Below are 18,434 nucleotides of genomic sequence, written 5' to 3'. Positions count from 1 at the left end.
CTTCGTACGGCCTTGTACGGCTGGCTCGAGTCTGCCACCACCCCACCCAGTTTACCGAGTGACCACTCGGCACTGTTACCGTTTCGTTACTCGAGTCGGATCGGGACCGCATGCACCGTTATCTGGCCGTCCAGCCACCGTCCATCGTGTAGGAGGCGCCGGTGACCATGCCCGCCGCGTCGGAGGCCAGCCAACCCACGAGGGAGGCCACCTCTTCCGGTTCGACCAGGCGTTTGATGGCGCTCTCGGTGAGCATGATCCGTTCCACTACCTCGGCTTCCGGAATGCCGTGGGTGCGAGCCTGATCGGCGATCTGCTTGTCCACCAGCGGTGTTCGCACGTAGGCGGGGTTGACACAGTTGCTCGTCACGCCGTGCGGGCCGCCTTCCAGAGCGGTCACCTTGGACAGCCCCTCGAGGGCGTGTTTGGCGGTGACGTACGCGGATTTGAAGGCGGAGGCGCGGAGGCCGTGAACGGAGGAGATATTGATGATCCGGCCGTGGCCCTGTTCGTACATGTGCGGCAGGGCGGCGCGGATCAACAGGAACGGCGCTTCCACCATGAGGGCCAGGAGTTTCCGGAACTGTGCGGGCGGGAAATCCACGATGGGACTGACATTCTGCACACCGGCGTTGTTGATCAGAATGTCGGTCTCCAGGCGCAGTTCCTCCAGTTCACCCACGGCGAGTAGATCGACTTCCCAGGCGCGGCCGTCGATTTCCGTGGCCACCTGCTTCGCGGCGGCGCCGTCGATATCGGCCACCGTCACCCGGGCGCCGCGGGCGGCCAGTTCGCGCGCGCAGGCCGCGCCGATACCGCTCGCCCCGCCGGTCACCAGGGCGGTGCGCCCGGCCAGATCGCCGGACGCGCTCGCTGGAAAGGTCACGCTGTCACCGCCTTCGGATCGATATCGGGATGCGCGCCCGAGCTCTTCGCGCCCGCGGCGCTCTCCCTGGCCAGGGTACTTTCCGCATCGGCCCGATCGACGGCCGCCAGATCGGTGCCCTTGGTCTCACGGGCCAGCAGTACCGAGATCGCGGTGATCACGGCCGCGATCGCCAGGTACCAGGCGATGGGCACCGAGGACTTGTAGGTCTCCAGCAGTCGCACCGCGATGATGGGTGCCAGCGAACCGGCCACCAGTGACGTCACCTGATAGCCCAGGGACACACCGGAATACCGCATGCGGGTCGGGAACATCTCGGCCATGAGGGCCGGCTGCGCGGCATACATGAACGCATGGAACACCAGCCCGATGATGATGGCGGCCAGAATGATCCCGTAGTGCCCGGAATCCATCATGGGGAAGGCGAAGAAGCCCCAGGTGGCCGTGGCGATCGCGCCGATCAGATAGATGGGCCGTCGCCCGAAGCGGTCGCTGAGCCGTCCCACCTGCGGGATCACCAGGAAATGCACCGCGTGCGCCGCCAGCAGCCACCACAGGATCTCGGTGGTGTTCGCTCCCACATGCACTTTCAGGTAGGTGATGCTGAAGGTGACCACCAGGTAGTACATGATGTTCTCGCCGAAGCGCAGGCCCATGGCGGTGAAAACGCCACGCGGATAACGCTTCAGCACCTCCAGCGCGCTGAAGGACGCGGCCTGCTCCCGCTCGGCCTGCCGTTGCGCGGCCAGGAAGATCGGCGCATCGGTGATCTTGGTGCGTACGTAGTAGCCGATCAGCACCACCACCGCCGACAACCAGAACGACACCCGCCAGCCCCAGGACAGGAAGGCCGCATCCGGCAGCGTCGAGGTCAGCACCAGCAGCACGACGGTGGCGAGCATATTGCCCACCGGCACCGCGGCCTGCGGCCAGGACGACCAGAACGCGCGGCTGCGGATCGGACTGTGTTCCGCCACCAGCAGCACCGCGCCACCCCACTCACCGCCGACGGCGAAGCCCTGGATGAAGCGCATCACGACGAGCAACACTGGAGCCCAGTAACCGACCTGCCCGAAGGTGGGCAGGCAGCCCATCAGGAAGGTCGATATGCCGACCAGGATCAGGCTCAGCTGCAGCAGCTGCTTGCGACCGTAGCGATCTCCGAAGTGCCCGAACACGATTCCGCCGAGCGGCCGCGCGGCGAAGCCGACCGCATAGGTGATGAACGCGGCCAGGATGGCGTCCAGATCGCTGGTGCCCTTGGCGAAGAACACCTTGCTGAACACCAGCGTGGCCGCGGTGCCGTAGAGGAAGAATTCGTACCACTCGACCACGGTGCCGGCCATCGAGGCGGCCACCACCCGCCGCAGTCCGGCCAGCGGCGGGGCCGGTTCAGGATCGCGAACGCTCATCGCGCACTCCTCACGACTCGGGCCACCTCCCTCATTTGTGATGTGGCCCATATAAATGAATGGTCATGAGTATTCGTGCACGAAAGATTGTCCGCAATGCCCAGATTCGCAGCAGGTATCTGCAAATATGCAGAAATGAGCGTGACCTCCGCCACTCCCCGGCCCAACCCCGACGACCTGCTCGTACTGCTCGCGGTGGGCCGGACCGGCCGCTACACCGCCGCCGCCGACGAGCTCGGCATCAACCACACCACCATCTCCCGGCGCATCGCCACCCTTGAACAGGCACTCGGCGGGCGGGTCCTCACTCGCGGCGCGGGCGGCTGGGAACTCACCGACCTCGGCCGCGAAGCGTTCACCGCCGCCGAAGCCGTCGAAAACGCGGTCCGCACCATCACTTCCGAAGCCGACGGCTCACGCCTGCTGGAGGGCGTGGTGCGCATGTCCGCCACCGACGGCTTCAGCGCCTACCTGGCCTCACCGGCCATCGCCCGCGTACAGCGCGACCATCCCAAGGTCACCGTCGAGATCATCACCGCCACCCGGCGCGCCTCGATCCAGCGCTCCAGCCTGGATATCGAAGTGGTGGTGGGCAAACCGCAGGTGCGGCGCGCGGAGGCGATAGCGCTGGGCGATTACACCCTCGGGCTGTACGCGGCACGGGAGTACCTGGCCCGCAACGGGAACCCCGCCACCATCGCGGATCTGGCCGCACATCCGCTGGTCTACTTCATCGATTCCATGTTGCAGGTGGACGATCTCGACCTGGCCTCCAGTTTCGCGGTGGCCATGCGTGAATCCATCACCTCCACCAATGTTTTCGTACACGTGGAGGCCACGCGCGCGGCCGCCGGAATCGGGCTGCTGCCGTGCTTCATGGCGGATCTGCACCCGGATCTGGTGCGTGTACTCCCCGAGCGGATCGCGGTACGGCTGACCTACTGGCTCGTCACCCGCCCGGAGACCCGCCGCCGCGCCGAGGTGGCCGCCGTCGTGAACGCCATCCGCGAGTACGTCGCTGCCCAGCAGCCGAAATTGATCGGCGCACAGCACTATTCGTGACTTGGCGACCTACGACGGCAATCTCGGCCCGATGACCGCGATCGCGGTATCGACCGCCACATCGATGATGCCCTTGACGTCCCGGCCCGCCTCGATGGTCGAGGCGATCAGTTCCCGGAACCCGCCGTAGAGAATGGTGGCCACCTGCCGGGTCGGCGGATGCAGTTCGGCGGCCTGGAATTCCGGTGCGGCGGTGAGGTTCTGGATGAGTTCGATGAAGGCGCCGGCCTCCTCCGCATGCAACCGGCGCGCGCTCTCCCCCATGGCCGGCGAATCCCGGATCCAGGCCAGGCTCACCGCCAGATCACAGTCCGCGGCCCCCACCCACGCCTCGACGGCCTGCCGAATCTGGCTGCGCCACGGCGCGTTCCGGTCGACGGCCGCGTAGATCTCCTGAATGGTCCGGGTATTGCGTTCGGTCAGCACGGCGATGAAACAGTCCTGCTTGCTGGTGAAATGCTCGTAGAAGGTGCGGCGGGAGGTGCGGGCGTACCGCACCACATCCGCTACCGTCGTGTCCTGGTAGCCGTGCTCGCGCACGGCCTCGGCCATGCCGTCGAGCAGGCGACGGCGGAAACCGGATTCCGGCGGCGTCTCCGCCGCCGGAAGCGGTGTGGCTGGCTCGGCACGTGTCACGGCGTCAAGGTTAGTTGCCTGGCCGGTTTCCCGAACCGCATGGTGCCGTCCTCGATCCGGCCGAATCGCAGGGTGAGCACGTCCTGGGCGTAATTCATGCCCAACCGCCACGGCGCCCGCGACCCGGCCTTGGGGAAGCGGTCCAGGGCGCGCAGTACATATCCGGCCTGGAAGTCCAGCAGCGGCTGATCCGCGACCGACGGGTCGGGCCACGGCGTGAACCGGTCGTAGCCGTGATCGTCCAGGTGCCGCAGCAACCGGCACACGAATTCGCTGACCAGATCGGCCTTCAGCGTCCAGGACGCATTCGTGTAGCCGATGGTGAAGGCCAGATTCGGGATGCCGCCGAGCATCATGCCCTTGTACGCCATGGTTTCCGGCAGCGAGACCGCACGACCGTCCACCGACAGCTCGAGGCCGCCCAGCGCCAGCAACTGCAGACCGGTCGCCGTCACCACGATGTCGGCCGGCAGCTCGGTCCCGGACTCCAGCCGGATGCCGTCGGCGGTGAAACGCTCGATGCGATCGGTCACCACTGTCGCGCTGCCATCGCTGATGGCCCGGAACAGATCCGCGTCCGGCACCAGGCACAGGCGCTGATCCCACGGACCGTAGGCGGGCTTGAAGTGGACATCCACGTCATAGCCGTCGGGCAGCTGCTTCATGGTCTGCTTGCGAATGAACTCCCGCATCATCTGCGGCCGCCGCCGGCTCAGCTGATAGATGAGCGTGCTGATGGCCACGTTCTTCCAGCGCGTGATGGCGTACGCGCGGCGCGGGCCCAGCCGCGTCCGCAGCCAGTTCGCGATCGGATCCTCCATCGGCGCGGTGAGCACGTAGGTCGGCGACCGCTGCAGCATGGTCACCGCCGCCGCACCCGATCCCGCCAGCGCGGGCACCAGCGTGACCGCGGTCGCGCCGCTGCCGATCACCACCACCCGTTTACCGGTGTAGTCGAGATCCTCCGGCCAGAACTGCGGGTGCACGATCTGCCCGCCGAAATCCTCGATCCCGGCGAAGTCCGGGGTGTAGCCCTGGTCGTAGCGGTAGTAGCCGCTGCACAGGTAGAGGAACTGGCAGGTCAGCGTCGAGGTCGCGCCCTCGTGCTCGACCTGTACGGTCCAGCGGCCCGCGTCGCTCGACCAGGACGCGCCGATGACCTTGTGCCCGAACCTGATTCGCTCCTGAATACCTGTCTCGGCCGCGGTATCGCGGACATATTGCAGGATCGACGGGCCGTCGGCGATCGACTTGGCATCGGTCCACGGCCGGAATCGATATCCGAGGGTGTGCATATCGGAGTCCGACCGCACGCCCGGATACCGGAACAGATCCCAGGTCCCGCCGATATCGTTGCGCGCCTCCAGAATCGCGAAGGTGCGATGCGGGAAGGCCCGCTGCAAGGTCCGGGCCGCGCCGATACCGGACAAGCCGGCACCCACGATGAGCACATCGAAATGCGCTGCGCTGCCGCTGAGATCCGTCGTCATGACTTCGCCCCCGACCGGGCGCGGGCGCGCGCCGTGCGCTCCACCAGCGACAGCACGTCGAAGTAATGCGTCGGCGCGATCCGGGCGAGGGCATCGAACACATATGCGTCCGGGCCCACCAGAATGCGCGCCTTACCGGTTTCCACACCGCGGCAGATGATTTCGGCCGCCTTCTCCGGCGAGGTCATGGTGATGGCCTCGAACTCGGCGGCCATCTGCTCCCGAGTGCGGCCGCGGCCCTCCGGATCCTTCCGCACGCGGGCATTGCGCGCGATATTGGTGGTGATGCCGCCGGGATGCACGTTCACCGCCGACACCCCGGTGCCCCGCAACTCCTGCCGCAGCGCATCGGTGAACCCGCGCACCGCGAATTTGGCGGCACAGTAGGCACTCTGGTTCGGCATGCCGACCAGACCGAACACGCTGGAGGTGTTCACGATGACGCCCTGATCCTGTTCGACCAGCAGGGGCAGGAATGCGCGAGTCCCATTGATCACGCCGTGGAAATTGATCTGCCACAGCCATTCATCGTCTTCGGGCACCGCATCGAGCACAGACGAAGATACGGCGACACCGGCATTGTTGAACACCGCCGCCAGCGGCGCGGTCAGCCAGTCCTTGACCTCACCGGCGAAGGCGAGCTGATCGGCCGCATCGCGCACATCGAGCACCCGGGTGAGCACCGGACCGCTCAGTGAGTCCGCGGTCTGCTTCAGCCCCACCTCGTCGATATCGGCGATGGCCACCGGCGACCCGCGCCGGGACAGCAGTTGCGCGAGGCCGCGGCCGATTCCGGAGGCGGCCCCCGTGATCATGACGGGCCGGCCGGACAGGGGCCTAGAGGTTCGGGGCATCTGCGCTCCTCGGTGCTGCGCTGGAATTCGGTGTTGCGGTGGAACTCTGGGTTGCGGTGGAACTCTGGGTTGCGGTCGCGCGAATGTGGCCGTCGATGAGGTTCACCAGAGCCGGCCACGCGCCGGTCGGCAGATCGTGACCCATCCCCGGCACGGTGTGCAGGCGCGCACCGGCGATGGCGCGGGCGGTGGCCGCACCTCCGGTCGGGTGCACCATCATGTCCCGATCGCCGTGCACGACCAGGGTGGGCGCGGTGACGGCGGCCAATTCCCTCGTCCGGTCACCGGATTTCAGGATCCCGGCCAGCTGCCGGCCGACGCCGGGGGCCGGGCGCGGATCGCGATCCCAGGACAATCCGGCAATGGCGCGCACCGCGCCTTCATCGAAAGGGTAACCGGCAGAGGAGATGTGGCGGTACATGCGCACGGAGGCCTCGACATGCTCCGCGCGGGTGCGGGCCGGACGACCGAACATGCGCCGCCACGTCGACAGGGCGGGCCGGCCCAGTCGCGCCGCACCGGTAGTCGACATGATCGAGGTGAGCGAGGCGACCCGCCGCGGGTAGCGGGCCGCGACCGTCTGGGCGATCATCCCGCCCATGGACATGCCCACGAGATGCACCGACTCCAGGCCGAGCGCATCGAGCAATCCGACGGTGTCGGCGGCCATATCGTGCAGGTCGTACTGCGCCGGATCCCAGCGCTTGAACAGCATCTGCTGCGGGGCGGGTGGCCGGAAGCCCGCATGGGTCGAGCCGCCGACATCCCGATTGTCCAGCCGGATCACCTGGTACCCACGCTCGACGAACAACTCGCACAAGCCATCCGGCCACGCCACCAGCTGCTGCCCGAGCCCGGGGACCAATACCAGTGGGGTGCCGCCGTTTGCGCCCAGCCGTTCATAGGTCAGCGAAACCCCGCGGCCCACATCGGCGATCTGCTCGCTCATGCGGTGACCTCCGCCGCGCGGGCCGGGGTCTCCGGGAGCTGTGCCTCCGGAATGGGCGGCGCGATCCGCCGGTACACCGTGGCGCGGCCCTTCTTCGCGGGAACCAGTGCGACACCGCGGAAGTGGGCGCGTTCATCGGGTGCGTCGGTGGGCGTGAGCGTGAATTCCCGCAGCAGCGTGCGCAGGACGATATTCATCTCCATGGTCGCGAACGAGGCGCCGATGCAGCGACGGGCGCCGCCGCCGAACGGAATCCAGGTCCAGGTGCCCGGCCGCGTCCCGAGGAAGCGCTCCGGATCGAAGGCCCGCGGGTTCGGGAAGAGCTCCGCGTTGTCGTGCATGAGCCGGATGCTGACCAGGACGTGCTGGCCCTTCGGCAGCGTCCACCGGCCGAGCTGGAACGAGTCCGCCCGCACCTTACGGGCCGTCGCGTCGATGACCGGGCGTACCCGCTGCACCTCGACCAGGGTCGCCTCGCGCAGTTCGGAACCGCCCGCGTCGGCCTCGGCGACCAAGCGCCGCAGCAGTTCCGGATGCCGGCGCAGCCGCTCGACGGTCCAGGCCAGGGTGGTGGCGGTGGTCTCGTGCCCGGCGGTGAGCAGGGTGAGCAGTTCGTCGGCGATCTCGCCGCGGGTCATGGCGGTGCCGTCGTCGTAGCGGGCCTGCAGCAGCATGGCGAGCACGTCATCGCGTTCGGACAGTCCCGGATCGGTGGCGGCGCGCTCGATCAGCGTGCCCACGATCTCGTCGTACTGCTGCCGATAGTCGGCGAATCTGGCCCACGGCCCGTACTTCCCGAGGAATCCGGGCGGTATCGGCAGGGCCGCGAGCGCGGACCCGACCAGCACCAGTTTCGGTAGCAGCGTGCGCAATCGGTCGAATTCCGCGCCCTCGGCCCCGAAGACCGCGCGCAGGATGACGTTCAGCGTGATGCGCATCATCGAATCCATGGTTGCGAACTCGCGGCCGAGCGGCCAGGAAGCCATGTCACGCAGGGCTTCTTCCTCGATGAGCTGTTCGTAGACCGCCAGCCGCCGGCCGTGGAAGGGCGGGGTGAGCAGTTTGCGCTGCTTGCGGTGCTCTTCGCCGCGCAGCGAGAACAGTGAGCCCGGACCGAGGAATTGGCCCAGGTTGGCGTCGATATTGTCGACCAGGTCGGCGGGCGCGGTGAGCAGCGCCTTCACCTCCGCCGGATCCGACAGCACGACCGTCGGCCCGAAGCGCGGCATCCGCACGGTGTAGGCCGACCCGTAGCGGTCGTGCCAGCGCCGCCACGCGCGAGTCCGTCCGGTCAGGATCTGTATTCCGTGCAGGAAGCCCGGCGACGCCGGGCCCGCAGGCAGTTTCGCAGTGGTCATGCGCCACCTCTCAGCGTGGTACCCCCGTGTACCAGGACGACGGTACGCCGACGTACCAGCGTGTGGCAAGGGTCACTTTTTCCGCCACGCGCGAGGCGGGTGACACCGGACCCGCCATGTGGCTATAGTTCTATATAGTCAGCATCGAACAGAGAGGTAGCCATGACCAGAATCGAAGGCTCGATCGCATTGGTGACCGGTGGGCAGCGCGGCCTCGGGCAGGCATTCGCCGAGGAACTCCTCGCGCGCGGCGCGGCCAAGGTCTACGTGACCGCACGCAAGCCCGAGCCCAGCGCCGACACCCGCATCGTGCCACTGGAACTCGAGGTCACCGATCCGGAATCCATTGCCGCGCTGGTGAATCGAACCCGGGATGTGAACATCGTCATCAACAATGCGGGCGTGCTGAAGTCCGCGCCGCTGCTGACGGCCGATATGGCCGAGGTGATCGAGACATTCGAGACCAATGTCTTCGGCCCGCTGCGCATCGCACAGGCGTACGCGCCGATCCTCGCCGCCAATGGCGGTGGCGCACTGGTGGATATCCACTCGGTGCTGTCGTGGCTGAGCGGGGCCGCCGCCTATGGCGCGTCCAAGGCCGCGTTGTGGTCGCTGACCAACTCGCTGCGCATCGAACTGGCCGCGCAGGGCACCCAGGTACTCGGCGTGCATCTCGGCTTCGCCGACACCGAGATGATCAAGACCATGAGCGTGCCGAAGATCAGCCCGGCGCAGGTCGCCGTGGCGGTGGCCGACGGCTTGGAGAAGAGCGAGAACGAAGTCCTCGTCGACGATCTCACCCGGCAGGTGAAGTCCGCCCTGTCCGGCCCGGTCGAGCAGCTCGCCATGACCGCCCGGCGCTGACCCGTCCCGGATCGCCCACTCCCCAGAAGGATTCAGCCATGCCGCTCTGGCACATCTACCACCCCGCCGACACCTACACCGCACAGGACAAGCAGGACCTCGCCGGCGCCATCACCGCCTACTACGCCCGCGTGGGCCTGCCGGAGTTCTATGCCGTGGTGCTCTTCCACGAACTCCCCGGCGACTCGTTCTATGTCGGCGGCAAGCCCGTCACCGACGCGGTGCGCATCACCGTCGACCACCTCGCTCGCACGCTCGAGGATCCCGTCATGCGCAAGAAGATGACCGAGCAACTGGACGCGCTCGTGAAGCCCTACACCCACGACCGCGGACTGCACCTGGAATTCAATGTCACCGAGGTACCGCGCGACACCTGGATGATCGCCGGATTGTTCCCGCCACCCATCGGCGGCGAGGTCGAGAAGGCCTGGGCCGTGGCAAACCAGCCGCTGCCCTACTGACCGGGCGGTGCCCGCGGGCAGATAGGAACGACCCGGCGGCAGCGAGGAAACCGGACGAGAAATCGTGGCGGCCGTTGGCTCCCCGCCTGCCAACGGCCGCGGTCGCAGCTCGGGCGGTCCCCTCCCAGTACGCCCTACCTGCATGAACCACGATTCCTCACTACGCGCGCGATGTCTGTCCGATGTTCGACGGACATCGGTACCCGGCTCGCCGTGCCATGGTGGTTCGGATACCGTGGCGGCGTGTTGCGCGTCGCCGATCCCACCCGCGCTGCGGTCGCGCAGGAGGCGATGTGGCTCGCCATCAGATTCCGGCATGCCGGATGGCTATTGCTCGCGGCAGTGCATCTGGCGAGCCGTCCCGACGATCCGCGGCCCGAGGCCGCGGCCACCGTGCTGCTCGCCGTCTGGTCGGCGGGACGGCTGCAACGCGCGCAGGCCGGACGCTGGTGGACCGTCGCCGATCTCGTGGTGGTGTCCGGTTATCTGCTGTGCACGCTGAGCGTGGTGCCGTCCGCGGCCGCTGCGAAGGACCTCGTTGAGGTGAAAATCGTGGCGGCGACGGTGATTTCCTTCGGAATCGCGCAGCGGGTGCGGGTATCGGCGGCGGTGGTCGCGCTGATGCTGGGCCTGCTGTACTTCGTGGACCGGCAGACGCCCGCGCTGACGCCGGTCATGTTCCTCGGCGATCTCTCCGTCGCCTATCTGCTCGTCGAATGGTTATTGGCGGTCGGTGTCCGCCGGGCGGTGCTGCGGGCGGCCGCCGTGCACGACACCACCGTCACCGCGGCCGCGGATTCACGGATCGCGGCCGAGGTGACCGCGGCACGGCGGCGCTATGAGCACGAGCAGTGGGCGGTCATGCACGACACCGCCGCGGCAACACTGCTCATGGTCGGGCAGGGTGCGGCCGTGGATCCCGCGCGCATCGCGCGACAGGCGGCACGAGATCTGACGGTGCTGGAAGCCGGGATACCCATGCCCGGCGACGGCACCAGCGTGGACCTGCCGGAGTTATTGCGGCGCTTGGCCGGAGAATGTGCCACGCCCATCACCTTCCAGGGTGTGGTCTCGCTGCCCACGCCGCGCGGGCTGGCCTGGACGATCACGGCGGCGGCACGCGAGGCGCTCACCAATATCGACCGGCATGCGCACGCGCGGGCCGTGGTCATCACGGCCGCGCCGGGAGAGCTCGTGATCGCCGATGACGGTGTCGGATTCGAGGGCGCTCCCGGTGAAGAGCGGTATGGCATCCGCAATTCCATCGTGGCGCGTATGCGGGCGGCGGGCGGGGACGCCGAAGTGGTGAGCTCACCCGGTGCCGGCACCGACGTGCGGCTGAGCTGGCCCGCCGACGTGGCGGCAGTACCGGCCGCCGAGCTCGAACCGGAGGATGAGCGGGACGCTACCGCCGGAGTGGAACGGCTGGGCAACAGCTTCGGATACGGCATGGTCGGTGTCGCCGTCGCCGATACGCTGTTGCAGTCCACGCTGACCGAGTCGGCGGCAACACCCTCGGCCGTGGTGGACGCGCTGCTGGTCGCGGTGAATGTCGGATGCGCACTGGCCGCGCTGATTCCGCGGCGGCGCGAAGGCACCACCCTCGCGCTCATGGCGGCGGCGATCCTGGGCTCGCTGGCGCTGACCGCGCTGCTGCCGGCCGATGCGGTGGTGGGTGGCGCGAACTGGTCCATCGGCGCGGCCGGTTGGACCGTGGTCGCGCTCGGATTCCGCTGGCGGCCCTTGCTTTCCCTGTCGGCGCTGACCACCTGGTGGGTGCTGGTGTGCGCGATCGTGCTGGTACGCAGTCCCTCCGGGGATTCGCTCGTGGTGCTCGGTTATCTCACGGCCGCCATCTTCTTCCTGCAAGTGTTCACCGCGCTGTTCGCGGCCACCCTGGATCGGGTCGCGCGCGATGCCGCGGCCCATCACCGGGAACGATTGCGCCATCGCACCGCCGACGCGGTCGAGCGGACCATCGAACTCGAATGCCGCCTACGCTACGAGCAACTGCTGACCGAGCTCACGCCGCTGCTGCGCGGGCTCGCCGACCGCACCCTTTCGCCGGAGGATCCGGCCGTGCGCACCGCCGCCCGCACCGAATACGCGCGGCTGCGCCGCCTGCTCACCCAGGCCGACGGCGTGGGTCACCCGCTGCTCGCGGATCTGCGCGCCGGCATCGACGAGGCCGAGCGGCGCGGCGTCGCGGTCACCGTGGAGGCCGCGCCCACCGAACGCGAACTGCCCGACGAGGTGCGCGGCCACCTGGTCGCGGCGACACGGATGATGCTGGACGCCAGCCTGTCCCGCGCCCGGGTGGTGGTGACCGCCGACGCGGCCGGCTGCACGGTGAGCGCCCTCGGCGACTGCCCGCCCGAGACGCTGGACCGCCTCGCCCTGATCACCGGCGCCACCGTCGACACCGAGGTGCTGACCGCGGGCGAACTACTGTGGGCGCGCCTGCACCACCGCTTCGACACCATGGAAAGGGCATGATGATCCGGATCGCCATTGTCGACGACCATCCCCTCATCCGGGACGGGGTGCGTGGCTGGTGCGCCGCCGCCGAACCCGAGATCCGGGTCAGCGCGGACCATCCCGATCCGGCCGCCTTCCTCGCCGCCACCGATCCCGACCGCGGCGAACTCGACGCGGTCGTCCTGGACCTCCAATTCGACCAGCGCGCACCGGATCTCACCGCCCTCGGCGCCATCTGCGAACGCGGCCACCGCGTCGTGGTCTACTCCCAGCACACCGAACCCCGCCTGGTGCGCGACTGCCTCGACCTCGGCGCCGTCACCTACCTGTCGAAAACCGAAGGCCGCGAACACTTGATCGCCGCTCTGCACGCGGCCGCCGAGGTACGGCCCTACCTCAGCCCCACCATGGCCCGCGCCATGAGCGATGACGCCGACGACGACCGGCCCAAACTCTCACAGCGGGAGCGCGAGGTATTGCTGGCCTGGTTCCAGACCGAGTCCAAAGCCCTTGTCGCCCAGCAGCTCTACATCACGGCGGGCACGGTGAACACGTACCTCGAACGCATCCGAGCCAAGTACGCGGCGGTCGGTCGCCCGGCCCCGACCAAGGCCGCCCTGGTAGCCCGCGCCATCCGCGACGGCTTGATCGGCACGGACGAACTGTAGCGACCACGCTAGGGCAGATCCTCGGCGAGCAGCCGCGCATGCACGCGTTCCAGACTCTGCCGCCGGCGCAACACCAGCCCGGGCGGTGGCGGATACCGCAACGGCGACACCGACGCCTGCCCGGCGCACCACTCCGACAGCAGGGACAACGACCGCGCATCCCCTTCTTCCAAGGCGAGCAGCAGAGTCGCGGACTGCCCCGGATGCGCGGACCAGTCCACACTGACCAGGACGAGCCGGTCATCCGGCTGCGCCACAACGGCTTTCAGACGCATGTCCGGCCAGTCGAGCGCCGATACCGGCGTCGGTACCCCCATCTTCACCGCAAGCTCGTGCGCGTCGAGGTTCCCCATATGGATCAGCCGCACGACCCACACCACCTCGAACACAACGAACGCCACGGCCCCCGCTAGGGCGACAATCACCCCTCGACCATAACGCCGTACGCGACCCGCGGCGGAAAAACTTTCTCGAACGAACGCCGAACCGGCCGCCCGCGAGGGATCACCGGTTGATCAGTCGGACCGGCCGATCCGCAGTATCGGCTTGCCACCGGCTTTCCCCGACCGGCTCAATTCGAGTGCGGCCCGCCAGTCCGCCAACGGGAATGTGCGGGCCACCGGAACCGAGAAGCGGCCCTCGGATGCCAGCTGCGCGAATTCGCCGAGCACGTCGTAACGCGGCCCGGCGCCCGCGCCGAAGACGGTGCGCACGCCCAGTTCCGCGGCCGTCTCGAAGTCGTTGAACGTCAGCACATTTGCCGGTTCCTCGACCGTGCGGACGAGCCCTGCTGAACCGCGGCTTCGACGCCGAAACCGCACGCCTCGCCACCGACATCGGTTTGGCGGTCCTGCGATTGACCACCGAACGCTGGATGGCAGCGGAGCACACCGACTTCGACGGTTTCGCCGAGGCACTCTCGGCCGGCGCAGCAGACCTTCTCGCGGTCGCCGCCGACACCACCCCGCCCCAGGGCGAGTCTCAGAGTTGAGTCCTGGCTCGCGCGTTGATCTCCCGAGGCGTGAGCACCCGAGTGTCCGACCCCGAGGCCGCGACGGCGATCATCGCGCGCCCGATCTCCCGATTGTCATTGACCGCATTCGGCGCCAGCCGCTTCAACAGCGGAATCAACGGCCCCGTCACCGCATACGCGGCGCGATACAACGGAGTCTTGGAGACCACGCCGTCCATCGGCTGCACGAACCCGGGCCGGAACATGTACGCCCGGAACGGAAGCGCCAGCAGATCGTTCTCCGTCTTCCCCTTGACCCGCGCCCACATCGAGCGCCCCTTCTCACTACTGTCGGTCCCCTGCCCCGACACATAGATGAACGTCATCTCCGGATTCGCAGCCGCCAGCACCCGCCCGACCTTCAAAGTCAGGTCATAGGTGATCCGCCGGTAGTCCGCTTCCTTCATGCCGACCGAGGAGACCCCGAGGCAGAAGAAACAGGCATCGAATTCGGCGAGTTCACCCGCAATCCCGGAAAGATCGCTCGGATCAGGCTGGACGAGCTCACGCAGCCCGGGATTCTCGATCCCCAGCGAGCTACGCCCGACCGCAAGAACCTCCTCGACCCGCTCGTCCCGCAGACACTCATTGAGTACGCCCTGCCCGATCATGCCGGTCGCTCCGAAGAGGATCACCTTCATGCCGAGCTATCTTGCCTCACTCGAGTGCTGCGTCGACCACCCGATAGTCTTCTCGACCGGTATTGCACGCGGCGAGGAGAGGTGACGGGGCTGAGCACGATCTGGCAGGCGATCGGTGCTTTCGCCGTGACCAATATCGACGATCTTCTGGTGCTGGCCGTGTTCTTCGGGCAGGCGCCGGGTGATCGGGTGCGGCGTGGCGGGTGGTCGCCGGTCAATACCTGGGCTTCCTCGCGATTCTTGGCGTGTCGTTCGCCGGCGCAGTGGTGGGTTCGACCTTGCTACCCGAATCCGCCCTCCCCTACTTCGGCTTGATACCCATCGCCTTGGGTGTGCGAGCAGGATGGAAGGTCTGGCGCGACCGCCACAGCCGATCCGACGACGATCACGACCCGCCACCGACGCGCCAGGGACCGGGAATCTGGCGCGTCGCCGTTGTCACCTTCGCCAATGGCAGCGACAATATCGGCGTCTATGCCCCACTCCTGGCAGTCGCCTCAGTAGGCGCAATGTTCGTCTACACAACAGTTTTCCTCATCGGCGTAGCCGTCTGGTGCGCGGCCGGAAAATACTTCGCCTCCCACCGACTCGTCGCGAAGGCGCTCGCACGCTGGGGCCACATCGTATTGCCGGTAGCACTCATCACAATCGGCCTGGCCATCCTCATCGGCGGCGGCGTATTCGGAGCGGCCTGACCCCTTAGGTCATGCATCCGCTCGGAGCTGGTCGTCGAAGTGAGCGCGGGCGCGTGCGACGGCGGGGAGGGTGGTGGTGGACCAATGCAGGAGCGCGTCGATGAGGGATTGGAGGGACTTGCCGAGGGGCGAGATCCGGTATTCGACGGATACGGGGCGGGTTCCGGTTATCACGCGGTCGACCATTCCGTTGCGTTCCAGACGGCGGAGGGCTGTGGTGAGAGATTTCTGGGTTACGACAGGAATCGTTCGGCGAAGTTCATTGAAGCGCAAAGGGCTTTCACAGAGGGCTTCGAGGATTTGGAGTGACCATTTGTCGAGGACTTGATCCAGTAGTTCTCGGTGTTCGTCGGCGAGTTGAGGGGTGCCCGTAGTCGGCGGGGCGGTTTCCGGCATGACACCTAGTCTCGTTGAAGTTCCCTTGGGGCACCAGGTAGACATCGGATACCTAGTCCGAGAGCGAGAGGAAAGCCGTGACAGTGCAGTTGCTGACGCCTGAGGGAATGTTCGGTCCTGTTCCGTACCATCACGTTTCGATCAGTGCGGGTGCTCGTCAGGTGCATGTGGCGGGGCAGATCGCGCGGGATGCCGAGGGCAATCCCGTTGCGACGGGTGATCTTGCCGGGCAGATCGCGCACGCGCTGCGGAGTACGGCGCGCGGATTGGCCGGGGCCGGGGCAACTTTCGCGGATGTCGTACGGCTCCGGTTCTTCCTCACCCGGTGGAGCCCGGACAAGTACCCGGAGTTCATCGCGGGAATCGAGCGTGTCGCGGACGAACTGGGGATACCGCAGCCGCTGCCGCCACTGTCGGCGATCGGCGTCGATTGCCTGTTCGAGCCCGATGTACTCGTCGAGATCGAGGCGGATGCCGTAATCGACTGGGGATCCGGCGGGTCGACGGAAGGGTGACGGGCTGAGATCCTTCCGGCGGGTTGACTGTTCGGTTACTCAGGGAGGTAATGGCATGTGGGCGAATGGGATTCGGGTGGCGGCTACCGTCGTGTGCTGTGCGGCGATGACGGTAGGGGGTGGGGGGTTGACTCGGGCGGCTTCGGATGCCGGACAGGCCACGAGTGTGACGGATGGGGCTTATCAGCTGGTTCAGGAGCCTGAAGACGGGTATCAGGCCATCGATGATCTGATCAGTTCGGCGCATACATCACTGGATATGACGATGTATGAGTTCGCCGACGCTACGGCGTTGAACGCTGTGATCGCCGACCAGCAGCGGGGAGTGCAGGTTCGGGTCTTGCTGGATCAGGACTTCGCGGGGCGCAAGACGAATCTGGACACGATGAATCAGCTGACGGCGGCGGGGATTGCCGCGAAATGGGCTCCGACCAACGTGATCGTGCATCAGAAGACCATCGTGGTCGACGGCGCCTTGGCTGCGATCGGGACGGGCAATCTAACCAGTCGCTACTATTCGACCAGCCGGGATGCCTGGATCTTCGACTCCTCGGCGCCTCAGGTGGCCGCTGTCGAGAGCACCTTCGATGCGGATTTCAGTGCCGCCGACAACAATGAACTCGGCTCGGCCACCCAGGCCGAGGGCCTCGTCTGGTCGCCGGGAGCCCAGCAACCCATGGTCACGGCGATCGAATCCGCCCGCACGAGTGTGGACTTCAGTTCCGAGGAACTGGCCGATCCGGCGATCATCGACGCACTCGCGGCCGATGCGCGCCGGGGCGTGAACTGCCGCATCGTCATGACCGACAGCGCCTCGTGGAAGACCGGATTCGGCAAGGTCAGTGCGGCAGGCTGCCAGGTTCACGTGTATGCCGCCGATGCCTCGCTCTACATCCACGAGAAGCAGATCCTCACCGACGGCACCGATTTGACCATCGGATCCCAGAACGCCTCGGCCGGCAGCCTGAATCGCAATCGCGAACTGTCCGTACAACTGACAACCGCCACCACCCCGACCATCGTCTCGAACATATCGACAACCTTCGATCAGGACTTCGCCGGCGCCCCGGCCTGGACCGGGAAGTGATGCGAATTCCGAAGGTGACGTTATGTCAGGGCTCGGCGATTGCTTCGCGGACGGCCGGGACGATTTCCCGGGTCCAGAGATTCACGGTCGTTTCGCTGACGATGATGCCGGGACGGTCCAGATAGATGAGAGCGGAAGCGCCGTATTCGAGTACGGCGGTGGTCAACTCGTCCACCCACTGCGCCACTCCGCCACCGATCCAACGGCCGTCGTCGTCGCGGGTCCGCGGCTGCGGGTCGCGGGTGATGGGCCCGGCCACGTTGTAGATCGTCACGATATCGGCAGGGTTGCGTCCCGCCGCGGCGGCCGCTTCGTCGACCCTCGGCCGTGATTCGGCAACCAGCTTGCTGCGCCAGTCGGCGAGATGCCCCGGCACCCAGCCGTCGGCCTGCCGGCCGGTGACGGCCAGCGTCTTCGGGCCCAGCGCGCCGACCCAGATCGGCGGTGTCGGCGCGGCCGCGGGTATCAAGTCTGTGACCTGCCAGAACTCGCCGTCGAGCGTGACCGGATCGCCACCGCCGGAGAGGGCCCGCACGATCGTGATCGACTCTTCCAGCGCTCGCACCTGCGCCGCGGGCGACAGCGGAGGGCCGCCGAGGAAGACCATGTCCTCCCGCAGTCCGCCCGCACCCAGTCCGAGCACGAACCGGCCGCCCGAGACGGTGGACAGTCCCGTGACGGCCCGCGCGAGAATGGGCGCCGGACGACTCAGCAGATTCGTCATGATCGTCGCCGCGGTGATATTGCGGGTCGCGCCCAGCACGAATCCCAGTGCGGCATAGGCGTCGATGCGGTCGGCCAGAGCCGGATGATCGGACAGGGTAACGAGGTCCAGACCTGCCTCGTCCGCCGCGCGAGCGTGGCGGACGATCTCGCTCACCTGGTCGACACCGGTCTCCAGCCCGAGGCCGAAGAGAACTGGTCCCATCACGAACCAGTCTTACCACGGCCGCACTCCACCGACTCGGAG

General features: G+C 67.3%; 21 protein-coding genes. 9 read left to right on the top strand and 12 right to left on the bottom strand.

Going from position 1 to position 18,434, the window contains the following annotated elements:
- Nucleotides 1-118: 118 nt before the first annotated feature.
- On the bottom strand, nt 119-886 hold the full coding sequence (locus ACIP5Y_RS38230; protein WP_400357500.1) for a 3-hydroxybutyrate dehydrogenase: 768 nt from the start codon (nt 884-886) through the stop codon (nt 119-121).
- The gene (locus tag ACIP5Y_RS38225) at nt 883-2,298 is read right to left on the bottom strand and encodes an MFS transporter (RefSeq protein ID WP_400357498.1); all 1,416 of its coding nucleotides are present in this window, start codon (nt 2,296-2,298) and stop codon (nt 883-885) included. The genes ACIP5Y_RS38230 and ACIP5Y_RS38225 overlap by 4 nt, the downstream gene beginning before the upstream one ends.
- Before the next feature lie 135 nt (nt 2,299-2,433).
- Between ACIP5Y_RS38225 and ACIP5Y_RS38220 the strand changes: the two genes are divergently transcribed.
- Entirely contained in the window at nt 2,434-3,360 is a 927-nt protein-coding gene (locus tag ACIP5Y_RS38220; RefSeq protein ID WP_400357496.1) for a LysR family transcriptional regulator, read from the top strand.
- A 9-nt stretch (nt 3,361-3,369) separates the two neighbouring features.
- Here ACIP5Y_RS38220 and ACIP5Y_RS38215 read toward each other — a convergent pair whose 3' ends face one another.
- Genes ACIP5Y_RS38215 through ACIP5Y_RS38195 form a run of 5 tightly spaced genes read right to left on the bottom strand, consistent with a single transcriptional unit; the run spans nt 3,370 to nt 8,647 of the window.
- The gene (locus tag ACIP5Y_RS38215; RefSeq protein ID WP_400357494.1) at nt 3,370-3,996 is read right to left on the bottom strand and encodes a TetR/AcrR family transcriptional regulator; all 627 of its coding nucleotides are present in this window, start codon (nt 3,994-3,996) and stop codon (nt 3,370-3,372) included.
- Complete coding sequence (locus tag ACIP5Y_RS38210; protein WP_400357492.1) at nt 3,993-5,486, bottom strand: flavin-containing monooxygenase; 1,494 nt, start codon at nt 5,484-5,486, stop codon at nt 3,993-3,995. Before ACIP5Y_RS38210 ends, ACIP5Y_RS38215 begins: the two co-directional genes overlap by 4 nt.
- Nucleotides 5,483-6,340 (bottom strand): SDR family NAD(P)-dependent oxidoreductase, encoded by an 858-nt coding sequence (locus tag ACIP5Y_RS38205; RefSeq protein WP_400357490.1) that lies wholly within the window; start codon nt 6,338-6,340, stop codon nt 5,483-5,485. Before ACIP5Y_RS38205 ends, ACIP5Y_RS38210 begins: the two co-directional genes overlap by 4 nt.
- Nucleotides 6,324-7,289: an alpha/beta fold hydrolase gene (locus ACIP5Y_RS38200; RefSeq protein WP_400357488.1), complete on the bottom strand. Its 966-nt coding sequence runs from the start codon at nt 7,287-7,289 to the stop codon at nt 6,324-6,326. The genes ACIP5Y_RS38205 and ACIP5Y_RS38200 overlap by 17 nt, the downstream gene beginning before the upstream one ends.
- Nucleotides 7,286-8,647, bottom strand: a complete 1,362-nt coding sequence (locus ACIP5Y_RS38195) for a cytochrome P450 (RefSeq protein ID WP_400357486.1) — start codon at nt 8,645-8,647, stop codon at nt 7,286-7,288. The genes ACIP5Y_RS38200 and ACIP5Y_RS38195 overlap by 4 nt, the downstream gene beginning before the upstream one ends.
- Before the next feature lie 162 nt (nt 8,648-8,809).
- Here ACIP5Y_RS38195 and ACIP5Y_RS38190 point away from each other — a divergent pair, with 162 nt between their 5' ends.
- The 4 genes from ACIP5Y_RS38190 (at nt 8,810) to ACIP5Y_RS38175 (ending at nt 13,118) form a co-directional block, all read left to right on the top strand.
- Entirely contained in the window at nt 8,810-9,511 is a 702-nt protein-coding gene (locus ACIP5Y_RS38190; protein WP_400357484.1) for an SDR family oxidoreductase, read from the top strand.
- A 38-nt stretch (nt 9,512-9,549) separates the two neighbouring features.
- The gene (locus ACIP5Y_RS38185; RefSeq protein ID WP_400357482.1) at nt 9,550-9,972 is read left to right on the top strand and encodes a tautomerase family protein; all 423 of its coding nucleotides are present in this window, start codon (nt 9,550-9,552) and stop codon (nt 9,970-9,972) included.
- A gap of 243 nt (nt 9,973-10,215) precedes the next feature.
- Nucleotides 10,216-12,468, top strand: a complete 2,253-nt coding sequence (locus ACIP5Y_RS38180) for a sensor histidine kinase (RefSeq protein ID WP_400357480.1) — start codon at nt 10,216-10,218, stop codon at nt 12,466-12,468.
- The gene (locus ACIP5Y_RS38175; RefSeq protein WP_400357478.1) at nt 12,465-13,118 is read left to right on the top strand and encodes a response regulator; all 654 of its coding nucleotides are present in this window, start codon (nt 12,465-12,467) and stop codon (nt 13,116-13,118) included. The genes ACIP5Y_RS38180 and ACIP5Y_RS38175 overlap by 4 nt, the downstream gene beginning before the upstream one ends.
- Nucleotides 13,119-13,126: 8 nt before the next feature.
- Here ACIP5Y_RS38175 and ACIP5Y_RS38170 read toward each other — a convergent pair whose 3' ends face one another.
- Nucleotides 13,127-13,543 carry a hypothetical protein gene (locus tag ACIP5Y_RS38170; protein WP_400357476.1) on the bottom strand — a complete coding sequence of 139 codons (417 nt, stop codon included), beginning with the start codon at nt 13,541-13,543 and terminating at the stop codon, nt 13,127-13,129.
- 90 nt (nt 13,544-13,633) lie between these two features.
- The gene (locus ACIP5Y_RS38165) at nt 13,634-13,873 is read right to left on the bottom strand and encodes a zinc-binding dehydrogenase (RefSeq protein WP_400357474.1); all 240 of its coding nucleotides are present in this window, start codon (nt 13,871-13,873) and stop codon (nt 13,634-13,636) included.
- A 2-nt stretch (nt 13,874-13,875) separates the two neighbouring features.
- Here ACIP5Y_RS38165 and ACIP5Y_RS38160 point away from each other — a divergent pair, with 2 nt between their 5' ends.
- Nucleotides 13,876-14,109, top strand: coding sequence for a hypothetical protein (locus tag ACIP5Y_RS38160; protein WP_400357472.1), 234 nt, complete (start codon nt 13,876-13,878; stop codon nt 14,107-14,109).
- Here ACIP5Y_RS38160 and ACIP5Y_RS38155 read toward each other — a convergent pair.
- Nucleotides 14,100-14,771, bottom strand: coding sequence for an epimerase (locus tag ACIP5Y_RS38155; protein WP_400357470.1), 672 nt, complete (start codon nt 14,769-14,771; stop codon nt 14,100-14,102). The genes ACIP5Y_RS38160 and ACIP5Y_RS38155 overlap by 10 nt on opposite strands.
- Nucleotides 14,772-14,974: 203 nt before the next feature.
- Between ACIP5Y_RS38155 and ACIP5Y_RS38150 the strand changes: the two genes are divergently transcribed.
- Nucleotides 14,975-15,466 (top strand): cadmium resistance transporter, encoded by a 492-nt coding sequence (locus ACIP5Y_RS38150; protein WP_400357468.1) that lies wholly within the window; start codon nt 14,975-14,977, stop codon nt 15,464-15,466.
- A gap of 9 nt (nt 15,467-15,475) precedes the next feature.
- On the opposite strand, the gene ACIP5Y_RS38145 is transcribed toward ACIP5Y_RS38150, so the two are convergent.
- The gene (locus ACIP5Y_RS38145; RefSeq protein WP_400357466.1) at nt 15,476-15,862 is read right to left on the bottom strand and encodes a winged helix-turn-helix transcriptional regulator; all 387 of its coding nucleotides are present in this window, start codon (nt 15,860-15,862) and stop codon (nt 15,476-15,478) included.
- Between the two features lie 77 nt (nt 15,863-15,939).
- Here ACIP5Y_RS38145 and ACIP5Y_RS38140 point away from each other — a divergent pair, with 77 nt between their 5' ends.
- Nucleotides 15,940-16,377 (top strand): RidA family protein, encoded by a 438-nt coding sequence (locus ACIP5Y_RS38140; RefSeq protein WP_400357464.1) that lies wholly within the window; start codon nt 15,940-15,942, stop codon nt 16,375-16,377.
- A 55-nt stretch (nt 16,378-16,432) separates the two neighbouring features.
- Nucleotides 16,433-17,464, top strand: a complete 1,032-nt coding sequence (locus ACIP5Y_RS38135; protein ID WP_400357462.1) for a phosphatidylserine/phosphatidylglycerophosphate/cardiolipin synthase family protein — start codon at nt 16,433-16,435, stop codon at nt 17,462-17,464.
- A 25-nt stretch (nt 17,465-17,489) separates the two neighbouring features.
- On the opposite strand, the gene ACIP5Y_RS38130 is transcribed toward ACIP5Y_RS38135, so the two are convergent.
- Complete coding sequence (locus ACIP5Y_RS38130; RefSeq protein ID WP_400358064.1) at nt 17,490-18,392, bottom strand: LLM class flavin-dependent oxidoreductase; 903 nt, start codon at nt 18,390-18,392, stop codon at nt 17,490-17,492.
- Between the last annotated feature and the right edge of the window lie 42 nt (nt 18,393-18,434).

The sequence above is a fragment of the Nocardia sp. NPDC088792 genome, from assembly GCF_044750615.1.
Lineage (GTDB): Bacteria > Actinomycetota > Actinomycetes > Mycobacteriales > Mycobacteriaceae > Nocardia.
This window is presented reverse-complemented; position numbering and strand designations above follow the sequence as displayed.

What these genes read in the sequence shown, in the direction of transcription:
- ACIP5Y_RS38225 (WP_400357498.1), bottom strand. Translation starts at nt 2,298, where the DNA reads ATGAGCGTTCGCGATCCTGAACCGGCCCCGCCGCTGGCCGGACTGCGG.
- ACIP5Y_RS38220 (WP_400357496.1), top strand. Translation starts at nt 2,434, where the DNA reads ATGAGCGTGACCTCCGCCACTCCCCGGCCCAACCCCGACGACCTGCTC.
- ACIP5Y_RS38210 (WP_400357492.1), bottom strand. Translation starts at nt 5,486, where the DNA reads ATGACGACGGATCTCAGCGGCAGCGCAGCGCATTTCGATGTGCTCATC.
- ACIP5Y_RS38205 (WP_400357490.1), bottom strand. Translation starts at nt 6,340, where the DNA reads ATGCCCCGAACCTCTAGGCCCCTGTCCGGCCGGCCCGTCATGATCACG.
- ACIP5Y_RS38200 (WP_400357488.1), bottom strand. Translation starts at nt 7,289, where the DNA reads ATGAGCGAGCAGATCGCCGATGTGGGCCGCGGGGTTTCGCTGACCTAT.
- ACIP5Y_RS38195 (WP_400357486.1), bottom strand. Translation starts at nt 8,647, where the DNA reads ATGACCACTGCGAAACTGCCTGCGGGCCCGGCGTCGCCGGGCTTCCTG.
- ACIP5Y_RS38190 (WP_400357484.1), top strand. Translation starts at nt 8,810, where the DNA reads ATGACCAGAATCGAAGGCTCGATCGCATTGGTGACCGGTGGGCAGCGC.
- ACIP5Y_RS38185 (WP_400357482.1), top strand. Translation starts at nt 9,550, where the DNA reads ATGCCGCTCTGGCACATCTACCACCCCGCCGACACCTACACCGCACAG.
- ACIP5Y_RS38175 (WP_400357478.1), top strand. Translation starts at nt 12,465, where the DNA reads ATGATGATCCGGATCGCCATTGTCGACGACCATCCCCTCATCCGGGAC.
- ACIP5Y_RS38155 (WP_400357470.1), bottom strand. Translation starts at nt 14,771, where the DNA reads ATGAAGGTGATCCTCTTCGGAGCGACCGGCATGATCGGGCAGGGCGTA.
- ACIP5Y_RS38145 (WP_400357466.1), bottom strand. Translation starts at nt 15,862, where the DNA reads ATGCCGGAAACCGCCCCGCCGACTACGGGCACCCCTCAACTCGCCGAC.
- ACIP5Y_RS38135 (WP_400357462.1), top strand. Translation starts at nt 16,433, where the DNA reads ATGTGGGCGAATGGGATTCGGGTGGCGGCTACCGTCGTGTGCTGTGCG.
- ACIP5Y_RS38130 (WP_400358064.1), bottom strand. Translation starts at nt 18,392, where the DNA reads ATGGGACCAGTTCTCTTCGGCCTCGGGCTGGAGACCGGTGTCGACCAG.